General features: G+C 70.9%; 16 protein-coding genes. 7 read left to right on the top strand and 9 right to left on the bottom strand.

Annotated elements, in window-relative coordinates:
• Nucleotides 1-170: 170 nt before the first annotated feature.
• The 4 genes from ABT004_RS00125 to ABT004_RS00140 form a co-directional block, all read right to left on the bottom strand.
• On the bottom strand, nt 171-1,781 hold the full coding sequence (locus ABT004_RS00125; RefSeq protein ID WP_351330231.1) for an FAD-dependent oxidoreductase: 1,611 nt from the start codon (nt 1,779-1,781) through the stop codon (nt 171-173).
• 4 nt (nt 1,782-1,785) lie between these two features.
• On the bottom strand, nt 1,786-2,130 hold the full coding sequence (locus ABT004_RS00130; protein WP_351330233.1) for a Rieske (2Fe-2S) protein: 345 nt from the start codon (nt 2,128-2,130) through the stop codon (nt 1,786-1,788).
• Nucleotides 2,131-2,220: 90 nt separating this feature from the next.
• Nucleotides 2,221-2,943: an iron-containing redox enzyme family protein gene (locus ABT004_RS00135; RefSeq protein WP_351330234.1), complete on the bottom strand. Its 723-nt coding sequence runs from the start codon at nt 2,941-2,943 to the stop codon at nt 2,221-2,223.
• A gap of 127 nt (nt 2,944-3,070) precedes the next feature.
• Nucleotides 3,071-4,624 (bottom strand): hypothetical protein, encoded by a 1,554-nt coding sequence (locus tag ABT004_RS00140; protein ID WP_351330235.1) that lies wholly within the window; start codon nt 4,622-4,624, stop codon nt 3,071-3,073.
• Between the two features lie 295 nt (nt 4,625-4,919).
• On the opposite strand from ABT004_RS00140, the gene ABT004_RS00145 reads away from it, so the two are divergent.
• Nucleotides 4,920-6,344, top strand: a complete 1,425-nt coding sequence (locus tag ABT004_RS00145) for an MFS transporter (protein WP_351330236.1) — start codon at nt 4,920-4,922, stop codon at nt 6,342-6,344.
• Here the strand turns inward: ABT004_RS00145 and ABT004_RS00150 are convergent.
• Complete coding sequence (locus ABT004_RS00150; protein ID WP_351330237.1) at nt 6,262-7,983, bottom strand: PucR family transcriptional regulator; 1,722 nt, start codon at nt 7,981-7,983, stop codon at nt 6,262-6,264. The genes ABT004_RS00145 and ABT004_RS00150 overlap by 83 nt on opposite strands.
• Before the next feature lie 127 nt (nt 7,984-8,110).
• On the opposite strand from ABT004_RS00150, the gene ABT004_RS00155 reads away from it, so the two are divergent.
• From ABT004_RS00155 to ABT004_RS00170, 4 genes are read left to right on the top strand one after another with little or no spacing between them, the layout of a single operon-like run.
• Nucleotides 8,111-9,562 (top strand): aldehyde dehydrogenase family protein, encoded by a 1,452-nt coding sequence (locus ABT004_RS00155; RefSeq protein WP_351330239.1) that lies wholly within the window; start codon nt 8,111-8,113, stop codon nt 9,560-9,562.
• 32 nt (nt 9,563-9,594) lie between these two features.
• Nucleotides 9,595-10,044 carry a GlcG/HbpS family heme-binding protein gene (locus ABT004_RS00160; RefSeq protein WP_351330241.1) on the top strand — a complete coding sequence of 150 codons (450 nt, stop codon included), beginning with the start codon at nt 9,595-9,597 and terminating at the stop codon, nt 10,042-10,044.
• A 55-nt stretch (nt 10,045-10,099) separates the two neighbouring features.
• Entirely contained in the window at nt 10,100-10,408 is a 309-nt protein-coding gene (locus ABT004_RS00165) for an ArsR/SmtB family transcription factor (RefSeq protein ID WP_351330243.1), read from the top strand.
• Nucleotides 10,405-10,797, top strand: a complete 393-nt coding sequence (locus tag ABT004_RS00170; protein WP_351330245.1) for a VOC family protein — start codon at nt 10,405-10,407, stop codon at nt 10,795-10,797. The genes ABT004_RS00165 and ABT004_RS00170 overlap by 4 nt, the downstream gene beginning before the upstream one ends.
• Before the next feature lie 36 nt (nt 10,798-10,833).
• Here ABT004_RS00170 and ABT004_RS00175 read toward each other — a convergent pair whose 3' ends face one another.
• Both ABT004_RS00175 and ABT004_RS00180 read right to left on the bottom strand, forming a co-directional pair.
• Nucleotides 10,834-11,265, bottom strand: coding sequence for a DUF3592 domain-containing protein (locus tag ABT004_RS00175; protein ID WP_351330246.1), 432 nt, complete (start codon nt 11,263-11,265; stop codon nt 10,834-10,836).
• A 107-nt stretch (nt 11,266-11,372) separates the two neighbouring features.
• Nucleotides 11,373-12,893, bottom strand: coding sequence for a SulP family inorganic anion transporter (locus ABT004_RS00180; RefSeq protein WP_351330248.1), 1,521 nt, complete (start codon nt 12,891-12,893; stop codon nt 11,373-11,375).
• Nucleotides 12,894-13,083: 190 nt separating this feature from the next.
• Here ABT004_RS00180 and ABT004_RS00185 point away from each other — a divergent pair, with 190 nt between their 5' ends.
• Both ABT004_RS00185 and ABT004_RS00190 read left to right on the top strand, forming a co-directional pair.
• Entirely contained in the window at nt 13,084-13,488 is a 405-nt protein-coding gene (locus tag ABT004_RS00185) for a MerR family transcriptional regulator (protein ID WP_351330249.1), read from the top strand.
• A 64-nt stretch (nt 13,489-13,552) separates the two neighbouring features.
• Entirely contained in the window at nt 13,553-14,056 is a 504-nt protein-coding gene (locus ABT004_RS00190; RefSeq protein ID WP_351330251.1) for a DinB family protein, read from the top strand.
• Between the two features lie 4 nt (nt 14,057-14,060).
• On the opposite strand, the gene ABT004_RS00195 is transcribed toward ABT004_RS00190, so the two are convergent.
• Together ABT004_RS00195 and ABT004_RS00200 are read right to left on the bottom strand one after the other, a co-directional pair.
• Nucleotides 14,061-14,924, bottom strand: a complete 864-nt coding sequence (locus ABT004_RS00195; RefSeq protein WP_351330253.1) for a GNAT family N-acetyltransferase — start codon at nt 14,922-14,924, stop codon at nt 14,061-14,063.
• Nucleotides 14,925-15,000: 76 nt separating this feature from the next.
• Nucleotides 15,001-15,663: a GntR family transcriptional regulator gene (locus ABT004_RS00200; protein WP_351330255.1), complete on the bottom strand. Its 663-nt coding sequence runs from the start codon at nt 15,661-15,663 to the stop codon at nt 15,001-15,003.
• Nucleotides 15,664-15,705 lie beyond the last annotated feature (42 nt).

Here is a 15,705-nt window from a genome sequence, read left to right on the forward strand (position 1 = left end):
GCCCGTTCTGTGGTGCCGAGACTGACGCGCGGGTTGACGTCTCCCGTCAAATTAAATGCCCAAATACGGGCATATGCGACACCGGGCGTCGTGTCGCACACCAAGTTTCGGCTGGTCACGGGCAGTTGGGTGTCCGCCATTTGGACACCTGGATCTGAGGGGGCGTCCGCTCACAGTCCGCCCACGAAGATCTCGCCGTTCTCCTCCCTGGCCGGGTAGATCTTGATCGGCTTCACCGCCGGGGGTGACAGCGGCTCCCCGGTGGAGAAGTCGAAGACGCTGCCGTGGCAGGAACAGAGCAGTCCGTCCTCGGTGACCTTGCCGGCGGACAGGTGGCAGGCGAGGTGGGTGCAGTAGTTGGCGCTCACGTAGACGTCCCCTTCGAAGCGGGACACCGCGAGTTCGAGGTCGCCGACGAAGAAGCGGCGTACGACGCCTTCGGGGACCTGACCCGAGCGGGCCACCTTCACGTATTCGAGTTCCGTCGCCACCGTCAGTTCCCCCCCTGTCCCGGCCGCGTCGGCGACCGGCTCCGCATCTGCCGTGACCTGCATGAGTTCCATCAGGTCTGTGTCCTCGTCGACGAGGAGGCCGGGGTCGGGGCGCGCGCCGCCGGCGATGAGCTCCTTCGCCGCGTACACGTCGCCGCCGCGCTCGGCGGCGAAGGCCGCCCGAAGGGCTCCGTCGACCAGGTAGAAGGCGATGAAATCGCGCTCGTCGAGCGAACCGCGGACCACCATGCGGTCCCAGCCGTGCGGATCCCCGCAGTGCTGGAGATTGAGGCCGAACTGGTCGGACCAGAACCAGTGCGGGTCGTCGTACACGACACTGCGACCGAGGATGTTCTTCGCGGCGACCATCGCCTGCTTGTTGGCGTTGTCGAAGTGTTCGACGCGTACCCACCGCCCGTACAGGGGGTGCTTGTGGTTGGCGACGTCCCCGGCCGCGTACACACCGGGCACGCTGGTGCGGCAGTGTTCGTCGACGAGGACACCGTTGGAGACGGAGAGGCCGGAGGCGCGGGCCACCTCGGTGTTGGGGACCGCGCCGACCGCGATGACCACGGCGTCGCCCGCCACCTCGAGACCGCTCGCCGTGGTGACCACGACCGCGTCCGGTGTCGTACGTACCGCGGCGACGGTCTCGCCGGTGTGCAGCTCGACGCCGCTCGTACGCTGCACATCCGCGCAGAATCCGCCGAGCCGGGGCCCCAGCACGCCCGCGAGCGGCACCTGTGCCTGTTCGAGGACGACCGGGGTGACTCCTCGGGCGAGCGCCGTGGAGGCGACCTCCGAGCCGACGAAGCCGGCCCCGACGATCACCACGCGCCCGCCGGGGCGCAGGAGTTCGCGCAGGCGCAGCGCGTCGGCCATGCCCCGCAGGTGCACGATCCGCTCGTCGTCCTCGGGGACACCCGGCAGCCGTCGGGCGCGGGCCCCGGTGGCGAGGAGCACGCGGTCGGCGGGGACGCGGGTGCCGTCGGCGAGTTCCACGGTGCGGGCCGCGGTGTCGATGCGGCGGGCCTCGGCGCCGAGGCGGAGCGCGATGTCGTTGTCACGGCACCAGTCGTCGGAGAGCAGCGCGGCGTCCCCGGGCTGCTGCGAGCCGTCGAGGAGTTCCTTGCTGAGCGGCGGGCGCTGGTACGGGGCGTACGGTTCGTCGCCGATCAGCGTGATGGTTCCGGTGAAACCGCGGCGGCGCAGGGTGCGGGCCGCGACCGCCGCGGTCTGGCCCGCGCCGACCACGGCGACGCTGCGGGGGTTCTCGGGCTGCTCGGGCATGGGCTCACTCCTGTACGGGCAGGGCCGCCGCGGCGGCGGTGAGGGATTCCACGTCGACCTGGACCCGGCCGGCCTCGACCCGCACCGGATACCCGGGCTGGCACTCGTCCCGGTCGTCCGCCCGTCCGGTGCGCAGGTCGAAGGCCCACTGGTGGCCGGGGCAGATGAGGCGGCCGCCGAGGACGGCGCCGCGGGACAGGGCTTTGCCCTTGTGTACGCAGGCGTCGGCGAAGGCGTACACCTCACCGGCGTCGTGGAAGAGGGCGATACGGGTGTCGCCGACGGTCACGAGCTTCTTTCGGCGCCTGCTGAGATCGGCGAGTTCGGCGACGTCCACCCAGTCGGACATGGGCTCCCTCCCTGTTCTTTCCCGTTCTTTCGGTGCAGGTCTGTGGGGTGTGAAACGGGGCGGCGCGGGCCGCCCCGTTTCGGTCTTCCGCTACGCGGCCGCGGTCCGCTCCAGATCCGGGCTGACATACGTGTCGTACAGCGCCTTCGTGTACGCGAAGCGCATCTCCGCGCCCCAGCGCACGAATTGGAGGCAGCGCTGCTGCAATTGCGGGGTGTCGGCGTGGTCGAGCACGATCTGGTACCCGCGTTCGCCGTGCACGACATCGGAAGTGATGTGGAGTTCGAAGAACTCGATCTCGTCCTCGGTGAATCCGTAGGAGCCGCGCAGCGGAGTGATCTGCTTCTTGTAGATGCTGGGGACCTGCGATTCGAGGCCGACGACGAGCGCGGCGGTGGCGACGACGAAGTGCTCGCGCATCGCCACGGCGTAGCACCAGGACTGGAGCCCGCGGGTGACCGCGTTCATGTTGGACGGGTCCTCGACGCGCTCCCGCGTGGTGCCGCACGCTTCGGCGAAGCGGATGAGGAGGTCGGTGTGGCGGATGTCCGCGATCTCCTCCTCGTACATGTTCTGGAGGGTGAAGTCCTTGGCGCCGGTGAATTCGTCCGGGGTGTTTCCGTAGATGTAGCCGAGGTAGTCGGCGAACGGGCCGACGTAGTGATAGTGGTTCTCGGCCCAGCGTGCGAAATGCTCCCGCTTGAGTTCGCCGTCCGCCCATGCCCTGCTGAAGGAGGCGTTCTTGGCCTCACGGCCCTTGATGGCGTCTTCGAGAGCGCTGCGGAATTCGTCCCTTGAGAGAAGCTCGGTCATGTTGCGGCGTCCTTTCCGCTTTCCGGGTGACTCCAAAGTAGGCGGGGCGAGTTGAGGGGTGGATGGTGTTTGTGCACAGGCCCCGCGGCGATGTCTGTGCACAGTGCCGGATGCCCGGCCGTGCGGTTCAGAAGAGCACCGTGGCGAGCGCCGTCGCCGCCGCGAGTCCCGAGACCACGGGCAGGAAGCAGTGGCGTACGAGCTCCTGCACGGGCACCCGTGCCACGCCGGCGACGGCGAGCAGCGAGGACCAGGCGATGAGGGTGCCGCCGCCGGTCCACACCGAGCCCATCTGGCCGACGGCGGCCAGGGTCGCCGGGTCGGTGTGCGCGGCCGGGCCGAGCGCCCCTGCGAGCGATCCGGTCAGCGGAAGGCCCGCGAAACCGGAGCCCTCCAGGCCCGTGATCATGCCGATGATCAGGATGGCGAAGGACAGCATGAAGCCGTTGTCGGGGATGTGCTGGTCGACGGAGGCCACCAGGTCGAAGAGGAGCGCCGGGGGCTTGGCGTCGTGCACGCCCGTGATCTGCGAGATGAACTCGGCGTTCCCGAGGAAGAAGAAGCCCGCGATGGGCACGACGACCCCCATCGCCTTGAAGGCGAACACCAGGCCGTCCACGACGTGGGAGGCGGCGGTGGTCAGTCCGTGGCTGCCGTCGATGCTGAAGACCGCCGCGAACAGCAGCAGCATCGCGACTCCGCCGACGAGCCCGGCCGCCTCGTCGCCCTGCACTTCGCCGACCACGTTCGTGAACTTGCCGAGGAGCATGTAGCCGACGATGGCGGCGAAGGTGACCGGGACGAGTACGGCGAACAGGCGGGAGCGGCGCACCGGTTCGGGCTTCGGCGGCGCCGCGGCCACCTCTGGCGATGGTTCGAGAACCTGCGTGGCGGTGTCCGAGTCGGTGGCGGCGCGGGTCGCGGCCGCGGCGGCCGCTCCCTTGCCGACGCCGCGTGCCCCGGGCGAGCCGCCGAGCTGCACCTCGGCCCCCTCGTCGAGCCCGTTCTTCTGGGCGAGCCAGCGCAGTTCGTGCTCGTCGCTGGCCACTCCGAAGGAGCGCCGTCCGCGCAGGTACAGGTAGGTCAGCGCCACCGCACCGGTGATCAGCGAGAGCACCATCGCCCGGTCCGCGACCGCGCCGGTGCCCACCCCCGCGGCCTTGGCGGAGAGCCCCGGCGCGACCTGGATGACGTAGTCGCTGGAGAGCGCCATGCCCTGCCCCGCGACGGCCATCACCGCGCCCGCGGTCATCGCGGGGAGCCCCGCCCGGATCGCGGCGGGCAGCAGGATCGCGCCGATGAGGGGCACGGCGGGCGTCGGCCAGAAGAAGAGACTGATGAAGTACGTGGCGGCGGCGATGGTCAGGAACGCCGCCCGGCCGCCCCGCATGAGCCCGCGGAACGGCCGCACCATGCGGTGCTCGGCGCCCATCGCGCGCAGGCCGCCGAGCAGCGCCGTGATGATGGCGATGATGAGGAAGATGGAGAAGAGCTGGCCGGCGGCCGTCAGGCTCGCGGTGAAGATCGACGCGAGGCCCTTGATGAGGTCGCCGCTGTAGGCCCAGGCCGTCAGGAAGGTGGCGAGGACGGCCGGCACCACGATGTTCCGGCGCGCGATCATCACGCCGATGATGACTACTACCCCCGCGAGATACGTCCAGTGCGCAGCAGTGAGTTCCACGTCCGCACTCCCTACCCGGCGCCCGGCGTTGCGGGGCCGAAGTCCGTTGGTTGTCGGGTGGTTGACGGGCATGCTGACGACCCCGGCCGCCAGGCCACAGAGGGACGATGCACATTGTGGGCGACATTATTTGTGCAGTGTGCGGGCCGGTGACACGTCCCGTTTCCCGCGGATTTCGCGGCGTGCACAGGGAGGTTGCGGGAGGCCACGCTTGTGCGAAGTGCCCTGCAGCGCACCGGTATCGAGGGCTCCTTGCACGTGGCTCGCGACGGGTGGCTCCGCGCATACTCCGGGCATGATCGCCACCCGCCTCGGTCTGCTTCCCCTGCTCACCGCGACGTTGACCACGACGATGGCGAACACCGTGGTCAATGTCCCCATGACGGCGATCCTGGCCGATCTGCACGCGCCGCTCGGCCGGGGTGTGCTCGTCGCGACCGCGTTCCCGGTGACCCTCGCGGCGCTGATGCCGCTGTCCGGGTGGCTCGGCGACCGGTTCGGGCACCGGCGGGTGCTGTGCGCGTCGATGGCGTCGATGATCCTCGGCGCGGCGGGCGCGGCACTCGCCCCGAACCTGCCGCTGCTCGTGGCCTTCCGCATGCTCCAGGGCCTGTCCGCGGCGCCCGTGCTGCCGGTGGTGATGGTCCTCGTCGTGCAGGTGCTCGGCGAGGAACGGCGCGGCAGGGCGCTGTCGTTGTGGGCAGCCGCGAACGGGGCGGGGCAGGCGCTCGGCCCGACGACCGGTGGCCTCCTCTCCGAACTCCTGGGCTGGCGTTCGGTGTTCTGGCAGATCGTGCCGCTGTCTGTACTCGTCGTGGCCGGCGGGTTGCTGCTGCTTCCCCGCGACGACCGCTCTCGGACACGGCCGCGCCTGGACGGGGCCGGTGCGCTGACGCTGACATGCGGGGCGGCGCTGCTGCTCGTCGCGGCCTCCGCGCTGCCCTCGCAGGGGGCCGGTGCGCCCGTGGTCTGGGGTGCGGCGGCTGCCGGAGTGCTCGCACTCACGGCCTTCCTGCTGGTCGAGCGCAGGCGGCCCGCACCCTTCCTGCGCCCTCACCAGCTGGCCGAACTGCGGTATGTGCGTTCGTCGTTCGCGGCGGCGGCGCAGATGTTCGTCCTCGGCGCGGTGCTCCTTGCCACTCCCGCGTACCTCGTCGGGACGCAGGGCATGTCGCAGTCCCGCACCGGCTTGGCCGTCCTGGCGCTCCCGTTGGCGATGGCGTCGCTGGCTCCGGTGGCCGGGCGGTGCACGGAGAGGTTCGGCGGCCGGGGTGTCATGCGGTGGGGTCTGGTGGCGCTGTTCACGGGGGCGGTGCTGCTCGCGGTCGGGACCGGGGCGGGCATGGGGGCCTGGCCCGTGGTGGCGGCGCTCGTACTGACCGGGGCGGGTATCGCGTTCGTGCAGACCCCGGCGGCCACGGGTGCCTCGCGTTCGGCGGCCGGGCGGACGGGGGCGGGGCTCGGCCTGTTCAGCCTGATCCGGTTCGGCGCGACGTCGCTGGGGGCTGCGTCCGTGGCGCTCCTCGGGACGCAACCGGCCGGACTGATCCGGGTGTTCGGGGTATGCGCGGGGTTCGCGGCGGTGGGGGTCCTGGTGGCTTCGGTCGGGCGGGACACGGGCAGGCGCGCGAAGGTGGCTACGCCGGCGGCGCCAGCTCCGCCTGCAGCACCCGCAGCGAGTCGTTCAACGTCTCGATCCGATGGGCGAGCCACACCGTGAACTGGGTCTCCGCCACCCGTACGTCCATGCCGAGGGCCCTCGATGCACGCTCAATCTTGTACAGCATGGTGTTGCGGTGCAGTTGGAGGCGGCGGGCCGCCGCGTTGAGGTTGCCGGACTCGGCGATGTAGGCGAGCACCACCTCTTCCAGGTTGCCGGTCTGTCCGTCCGCACGGCGCAGGGGTTCGAGCACCTCGTGGGCGAACTCCCTGCCCTGAGCGGAGTTCGCCGCCGCCTCGACCGCCGCGAACACCTGCAACTCGTCGTAGCCGCACACCTCCGCCACGCGCACCCGCCCCGACAGCTCAAGCGCGATCCGCGCCTCCCGGTAGCTCGCCGCGACGCCCGCCGCCCCGAGCGCGGCCCGCCCGTACGTCACCTGCACGCCGTTCGACATGCGCTCGGAGACGAGCCGCTGGAGCTGCCGCCCGAACCGCGCCTGCGCCCCCTTGCCCGCCTCAGTACCGAACTCCACTACCACGACGAGCAGTTGACCCATCAGCACGGCCATGGTGAAGCCGGGGCCGCCGCGCAGCGCACCCACCGAACGCGGCAGCGACTGCGCCCTGACCGGACCCGCGTACGGCACCGAGGCGACGAACACCGCGTGCTCCGCCTCCGTGTCGAAGCGGTAATGCCGTGACCTGGCCTCGAGTTCGTGCACGTCGGTGAAGCGGCCGTGCACGAGGGTGTCGAGGAAGTCGTCGCGCGAGCGTTCCTCCGCCTCCACGACCGACCGCTGCCGCAGGATCTCGGAGGCGACGAGGGGCGCGCTCTGCTCGACGATCACCCGGTGCTGGGCGAGATCGTGCGCGGCGGGCGCCGGACCGGGCTCGACGACGACCACCGTCCCGTACGGCTCGCCCGCCACCCGCACGGGGGCGGTCACGACGTGCACCTGCTCCTCGCCCCAGGGCATGTCGAGGTCGCAGGCGGTGGCATGACCGTGCCCCAGGGCCGATTCCGCGGGTGGCCCCTGCTTGGTGTGCGCGGTGTGCACGGCGTCCGCGAGCTCCTGCCACCGCGCGTCCGTGGCGGGCCGCGCCCGCTCGGCGCGGGCGAGGAGTTGGCCCACCTCGTCCATGATGAGCACCGAGGTGCCTGCGAGCGTGGCCATGGACCGGGCGAGCGCGGGAAGGCCCGAGCCGGACGCGAACACCTCGCCCAGTGTGCGGTGCACGCGCACGCCGTACTCCAGCACATGGGCGCTGGCCGCGATCGTCTTCGTCGCCACAAGGCGTCCGATGTGGTGGTACGTGGCCTCGGGCGCGAGCCGCACCATTGGCAGGTCCGTGGCGTCCGCGGCCCGCATCAGCGGCCCGAAGTCCGGTTCCGCGTGCGGCTGCGGGCGGACGAGCACGGCGGCGACGCCGCGTGCGGCGAGCCCGGCGAGCAGGCGTCGGCAGTCGGGCGCGCAGGTCAGCTCGGCCAGCGGCGCGAACACCACGATCCCGGCCAGGTCCGCGCCCGCCGCGGGACGCTCGGGGCCAGGCCCCGGCGGCAGCTCGGCCAGCGGAAGACACCAGGTCACCGCCTGCCGCAGACCGGCCTTGCCGCCGAGCAGGCGTCCTCCGACGGCGGGCTCGGCGAGGAGCCTTTCGACCGTCAACTCCCTTTTGTTCGCTGCTTCGTGTGCCATCTGCCTACATCCTCCTGCGGCGAAGGTGCGGAATGTACGAAGCCGCCCGGCACCTTCGCGACGAATGCTGGGGGCACGGGAAAACGCCGATGACGCGGTCGGGGCCGACGAGAACGTGGAGGTCATCTTGACTCAGAAGCTACTTGCGCACCAGACCACCCACCAGCGCCGCTCATCGGCGGTGGTGACATCCTTCGACCCGGCCGCACCGCACCGACAGGTCACCGAAGTGCCCGCTTCGAGCGCGGCCGATGCGGCCGAAGCGGTACGCACGGCCGGGCTCGCCTTCCCGGGCTGGGCCGCCGCGACGGCGGGCCGCCGTGCGGAGGCACTGCACGGCGCGGCGGCGGCGCTCGCCGAGGACGCCGCGGGCATCGCCGCGCTGATCTGCGCCGAAGAGGGCAAGACGCTCGGCGCCGCGCGCGGCGAAGTCGCCAAGACGGTCGAGCAGTTCAGGCTCGCGGCGCAGCTGGCGTTCATGGTCGAGGGCACCACGTACCCCGCCGAGTCCTCAGGCGTCTCGGCCTGGACACTGCGGGTTCCGCTCGGTGTCGTCGTGGCGATCACGCCGTGGAACTTCCCGCTGTCGCTCGCGGCCCGCAAGCTCGCCCCGGCGCTCGCGGCGGGCAACACGGTGGTCTTCAAGCCGTCGCCCGTGACACCCGGCGTCGGCGCCCGCCTCGCCGCGGCCTGCCATCGCGGCGGGGTGCCCGAGGAGGCGCTGCGGGTCGTGCAGGGCGATGATCCGGAGGCGATGGCTGCGCTGGCCGGCGCACCGGGGGTCCGCGCCGTCAGCTTCACCGGTTCGGACCGGACGGGCGCCCTGCTGCATCGCGCCGTGCACCCCGGTGTCCGTGCGCAGTTCGAACTGGGCGGCCACAACGCGGCGTTGGTCTGTGCCGACGCCGACCTGGCACATGCGGCGACCGAGGTGGCGGCCGGCGCCTACGGCCTCACGGGGCAGGTGTGCACGGCGACGGACCGCGTCCTGGTGGACCGTTCCGTGGCGGCCGAGTTCGCCGAACTCCTGGCGCAACGCACCGCCGAGCTCACCGTCGGCCCCGGCGACGACCCGGCCGCGGCGATGGGGCCCGCGGCCACGGCGGCCCAGCGGGAGCGGGTCGCCGGGCTCCTGGACTCGGCGCTCGCGGCGGGAGCACGGGCGCTCGCGCAGGGCGGCCTGATCCCCGGTGCGGACCCGGCCGGGCACTGGCTGCTGCCGACCCTCCTCGTCGACGTCCCTGCCGACCACCCCGTGAACACCGCGGAGGTCTTCGGCCCGTTGCTGTCCGTCGTCCCGGTGGACGGTCCTGACGAGGCCCTGGCCGCCCTCAACGGCGACGCCCACCGCCTCGTCACCGCTGTCCACACCCGCGACCTGGGCACGACGGGCCGCTTCGTACGCGCGGCGCGGCACGGCATCGTCAAGGTCAACCAGCGCACCACCGGCAACGGCGTCGCACCCCCCTTCGGCGGCTGGGGCGCCTCCAGCTCCGGCGCGTTCCCCGAGGGCGGCCGCGGAGCCCTCGACTTCGTGACGGACACCAAGACGGTCTACTGCGACGACCTCGCCCGCTGACACACCGCCACACGACACCGCAGGGAGAGCCCATGCACACCATCCACCGCCTCACCCTCGAAGACGCCTTGATCATGCTGGAGGCCGCAGAGGCCGAGGCGGCGCGGGTCGGCGTCAAGCAGACGATCTGCATCGCCGACGACGGCGCCCACCCCATCGCCCTGCACCGCATGACCGGCGCCCGCCTCACCGGCGTGGAGATCGCCATCGCGAAGGCGTTCACGGCGGCGGGCCACCAGCGGGCCACCCACCTCTTCAACGAGACGCCGAAGGGCCCCGCCCTCCCCGGCAACGAGGCCTTCGGCATCCAGCACATGCACCCCGGCCGCTTCGCCGCGTTCGTCGGCGGCTTCCCGATCGTGTACGAGGGTCAGGTCATCGGCGCCGTGGGCGTCAGCGGGGGCAACGGGGAGCAGGACAAGGCAGTCGGGGCGGCGGCACTCGCCGCTTTCGAGGAGAAGGTGGCGGTGCGCCGACAGTGAGCCGTCCGAACTCTTCCGGTTGATAGGCAAGCGAGCACTTGCCTATGCTGGCGTCGTGGCCGATGACCTGTTCAAAGCCCTGGCCGACCCCACCCGCCGCACGATCCTCGACGAGCTGACGCTGAAGTCGGGGCAGACCCTGTTCGAGATCTGCTCCCGGCTGACCATGAAGCATCGGCTGAACCTGTCCAGGCAGGCCATCTCCCAGCACCTCGCCGTGCTGGAGGCGGCCGGTCTCGTCGAGGCCAGGCGGGAGGGCCGTTACAAGTACCACGACCTCAACACCGCACCGCTGCGCCGGATATCGGAGCGGTGGCTCACGCCAGCAGCCCCTGCACAGGACCCGGAAGAGAGCACCCTATGAAGATCCACATGACCAGCGTCTTCGTCGACGACCAGGCCAAGGCGGCGCACTTCTACACCGAGATCCTCGGCTTCAAGACGAAACACGACGTGGATCTGGGCGAGGGCGTCCGCTGGCTGACCGTCGTGTCGTCCGAGGAGCCCGACGCCGCCGAGCTGCTGCTTGAGCCCTCGGGCCACCCGGCCGTCAAGCCCTACCGGGACGCGCTGATCGCGGACGGCATCCCGCTCGCCCAGTTCGCCGTCGACGATGTGCGGGCCGAGTACGAGCGGCTGACCGCGCTCGGCGTGCACTTCACGCAGGAGCCCCTCGAAATGGGCCCGGTCACGACCGCCGTACTCGACGACACCTGCGGCAACCTCATCCAGATCGCGACGGAACCCAAGTAGCCGGTGCGACTCGTACCGCGGGCATGGCCGGCGCCCTCACCGCGCCGGCTGTGCCCGCAGCCGCCGTCGGACGATCGCGATCACCGCGCCGACAGCCGTGATGAACAGCCCGATACCGCCGAAGATGAGCGGCAGCAGCCACAGCGACAGGAACCCGTTGATCTTCGCGTCCTGCGGGGAATCGGCCCGGTACAGCACCTCGACATGTTCCCCCTGCTCGTACGAGGGCGGGTTGGAGCCCGTCGAGCTGTGGAACGTCCGGCGGACGCCGTCCGACGTGGCGAACTCGACCACCGGGTACGCGGCGGGCTCGTCGCGGTGGCGGGATTTGCCGGACGTACGGATTTCACCGCCGCGCCACTCGATGCCCACCACGGTGCCCTCGGTGCGCCGCGCGTCCTGCAGCAGCGAGATCGACGACCACGCCAGGATCAGCCCGACGATCACGAACACCCCGCCGAACGCCATCACTCCCAGCGGGACCCACCTCGGAACGTTCCGCCCCTGCACCTGAACCCGCACCGTCCACTCTCCCTTGCCTGAAAGGGAGCGACGCTATCGCAACGCGTCGAACCTCAGTTGCTGCCCGTGAGCTCGCCGCTCAGCTTTCCGTGCAGGGCCGCGCTGTCCGGGTTGAAGCCGATGATCTCGACGCTCTTGCCGCGCTCCGCGTACTTGGTCTCGATCGCGTCGAGCGCGGCGACCGACGAGGCGTCCCAGACGTGCGTCGCGGAGAGGTCGATGACGATCTTGTCGGGGTCGCCGGCGTAGTCGAACTGGGTCACCAGGTCGTTTGAGGATGCGAAGAAGAGTTCGCCGGTGACCCAGTAGACGACCTGACCTCCGTCGGGGTCGGTGACCGACGTGACGTTCGCGACGTGTGCGACGCGCCGGGCGAAGATGACCATCGCGGTGATGGAACCGACGACGACGCCGATGGCGAGATTGCTGGTGGCCACCACGACCACGACGGTCAGCACCATCACGACGATCTCCCCGGCCGGCATCCGCTTCAGCGTCTTCGGCGCGATGGAGTGCCAGTCGAACGTCGCGAAGCACACCATCACCATGACGGCGACCAGGGCGCCCATCGGGATCTCGGAGACGACGGGCCCGAAGACCACGCACAGCACCATCAGGAACACGCCCGCGAGGAACGTGGAGAGGCGGGTCCTGGCCCCTGACACCTTTACGTTGATCATCGTCTGGCCGATCATGGCGCAGCCGCCCATGCCGCCGAAGAAGCCGGTGACGATGTTGGCGATGCCCTGCCCGATCGACTCGCGGGTCTTGGAGGAGCGGCTGTCGGTGATCTCGTCGACCAGCTTCGCCGTCATCAGGGACTCCATCAGCCCGACGAGCGCCATGGCGAGCGCGTACGGGGCGATGATCTTCAGGGTCTCGAACGTGAACGGTACGTCGGGCAGGCCCGGTACCGGCAGCGAGGACGGCAGTTCGCCCTTGTCCCCCACGGTCGGCACGGCGATTCCCGCGGCGACCGTGATGACGGTCAGGATGACGATGGAGACCAGCGGCGCCGGGACCACCTTGGTGACCTTCGGGAAGAACACCATCAGCGCGAGCCCGCCGATGATCAGCGGATAGACGGCCCACGGCACGTCCGTCATCTCGGGCACCTGCGCCATGAAGATCATGATGGCGAGGGCGTTGACGAAGCCGACCATCACGCTGCGCGGCACGAACCGCATCAGCTTCGCCACCCCGAGCGCGCCGAGGACGATCTGGAACACACCGGCCAGGATCACCGCGGCGATGAGATAACCGAACCCGTGCTCCCGGTTGAGCGGCGCGATCACCAGCGCGACGGCCCCGGTGGCCGCCGAGATCATGGCCCGCCGCCCACCGACGATGGAGATGGTCACCGCCATGGTGAACGCCGCGAACAGACCGATCTGCGGGTCGACCCCGGCGATGACCGAGAACGAGATCGCCTCGGGGATCAGCGCGAGCCCCACCACGAGCCCGGCCAGGATCTCGGTGCGCCACACCTTCGGGTCGGACCACCAGTCGGGGCGGCGCAGGCGCCGCAGCCGGGCGGCCGGGGACGGGACGGACGGGGCGGAGGAGGGGGCCAAGGGAAAGTAACCTGTCGTGGTCGGGCACACCGGCGTCGCGCGGCCTGTGCGTACGAAAAGGGCGGGTGGCGCACGGCCGACCCTGACGACCGGCAACTCTACCCTGACGTTAGGGTAGAGATCGACGTCACCGGGTGTGGCCTCGGTGACACCACCCACGTAGACACGTAGACACGGAGAAGGGCGCCGCGTGAGCAGCGAGCACATGCAGATCGGCGAGGTCGCCACGCGGACCGAGCTGTCGTTGCGCACCATCCGGCACTACGAGGAGACGGGCCTCGTCATCCCGTCCGCCCGCTCGCAGGGCGGCTTCCGCCTCTACACCGAGCACGACGTGGCCCGCCTGATGGTGATCCGCCGCATGAAGCCGCTCGGCTTCACCCTCGACCAGATGCGGGACCTGCTCGACGCCACGGACCGCCTCGACGCGACCCCGTCACCCGCGGGCGACGAGCGCGAGCAACTCCTCGACCGGGTACGCCACTTCGAGCAGGCGGCGGCCGACCGCGTCGCGGACCTGCGCAAACAGCTCGGTCGCGCGGAGGAGTTCGCGGGCACGCTGCGGGAGCGGCTCGGCGGGACCGGGACGGCGTAGCCGGGTCGCCGCGCGGCGGCGAAATCTACTGTCGAGGCCTGTCGCCCCGTGCCAGGATCACGCCATGACACGCACCGACATGCCGCCGTCGTGGGACGAGCGCACGATGCTCACGACCTTCCTCGACTACGCGCGCGCCACGGCCGTCGCCAAGTGCGCCGACCTCGCACCCGAGCACGGAGGCGCGGCACCTCTGCCCGGTTCCCCGCTCATGACACTGGGCGGCCTGATCAACCACCTCCGGTGGGTCGAGTACCACTGGATCCAGGTGATCTTCCTCGGCGAGGAGGACGCGGGCCCGTGGACGGACGAGGACCCGGACCGCGAGATGCGGCTCGGCGCGCAGACCCCTGTCCCCCAACTCGTCGCCGAGTACGAGGAGCAGAGCGCCCGATACCGTCAACTGGTCGCGGAAACGGACCTGTTGGCGACGGCGAAGCGACCGATCAGGGACGGCACACATGTCACCCTCGGCTGGATCCTGATGCACATGGTCGAGGAGACCTCACGCCACAACGGGCACATCGACATCCTGCGGGAGATGGCCGACGGCGCGACCGGCGACTAGGACCCTAGGGCCTGTGGCGGTCCCTGACCTCGGGGCGCGGTCGGAAGCCTGCCGCCTTGTAGGTGGCAACCGCCGCGGTGTTGGCGCTCGGTGTGCCCACGAGGGCGCTGGACGCGCCGAGTTCGCGGAGGGTGGCCGCCGCGGCGAGGCAGATAGCCGTCCCGTGGCCCCGGCCGCGGTGGTCCCGGTGGACGCCCATGGGTTCGAGCAGCCCCGGCCTGCCGGGGCCCGCGGACCATACCGTCACTTCCGCCACCGCCGCGCCCTCGTCGTCGTACGCGAGCAGACACCGCGCCTGCGCGTACGGCGCCCCGGCCGCCATCGCGTGCCACCGCGCCCCGGTGAACGTCGCCCCGTCGAATGCCGCCCGGTGCACGGCGGCGTACGCGTCCGCCCGGTCGGGCCCCGCCACCTCGATCCGTACGGCTGGGGGTCGGACCGGCTCGGTGAGATCGCGGCACAGCGGCGTCCATGCCTCGCCGGTGGGCCAGTCGGCATCGGCCAGCAGGTCGTGCAGCAGAACGCCACGGGGAGCCTCGATGCCGGCCGGCCCCTCGGGCAGGACCCCGCGCTTCGGGTCGCCCATATCGGTGACCAACTGCCGTGCCAGCTCTACGTCTTGGTGGGTGTCGGGCGCGAGGGTCAGCCGCAGCAGGGTGGGGCCGTCGAGCAGTCCGACGGCAACCACGCGGCCGCCGCGCCGCCAGGTCCGCACGCTCGCGGCGGTGCGCTCCGCGCCGTTCCTCCAGTACCAGCCAAGGTCGCCGGGGTGCAGCTGCATCGGCGCGGTGTCGTGCTGCCATCCCCGTAGAACGTCGACGACCTCGCCCAGCCCGCCGACGCCCGGTGTCCCCAACTCGATGTCCATGCGCCGATGACACACCACGCGCACGGGTGCCCGCACCTCATTTCGGCGGGGTCCCACTCACCCCCTGAACCGTTCGTCAGTCCTTGAACCGGTCGTCGTCCATCCCCGCCATGAGCGCCTGATGGCTGCGGCGCACGTGTTCGCGCATCACGCGCTCCGCGCCGTCGCCGTCCTTGGCGCGGATGAGGTCGAGTACGCGGTGGTGCTCGTGGTCGGACTCGGTGAGGCGGCCCGGCTGGGACAGGGAGGTGCGCACCAGGCGGGCGTAGGCGAGCTGGTTCATCAGGGTGCGGTAGTGGGCCTCAAGCTTGGAGTTGTCGGCCCCGACCATGATCAGCTCGTGGAAGTCGTGCACCAGCTTCTCGTACTGCTCCGGGTCGCCGGCGCGCACCGCGTCGTCGGCGGCGCTCATGTTGGCGGCGAGCCGTTCCACCTCGGGGACGTTGCCGCGGAAGGCGAGGAGGCGGGCCGCCGCGCCTTCGAGGAGTTCCTTCATCTGGAAGAGCTCGGTGATCTCGCGGCGCGAGGGGACGGCGACGAACGTGCCGACCCGCGGCCGCACCTCCACCAGCCCCTCGATCTGAAGCTGCTTGAGCGCCTCGCGGATCGGGGTGCGGCTGACGCCGAAGGTCTGCGACAGCGTCATCTCGGAGAGGCTGGAGCGTGGCGGCAGCTCTCCACTGATGATCATCCGGCGCAGCTCTTCGGCGACCTTCGCCTGCATGCTGGTCTGTTGCATGGCACGGGAACCTAGTCTGCTGGGTTGCGTAGCGTCAATTGA

It is taken from the genome of Streptomyces sp. NPDC002790 (assembly GCF_040295505.1).
GTDB lineage: Bacteria > Actinomycetota > Actinomycetes > Streptomycetales > Streptomycetaceae > Streptomyces.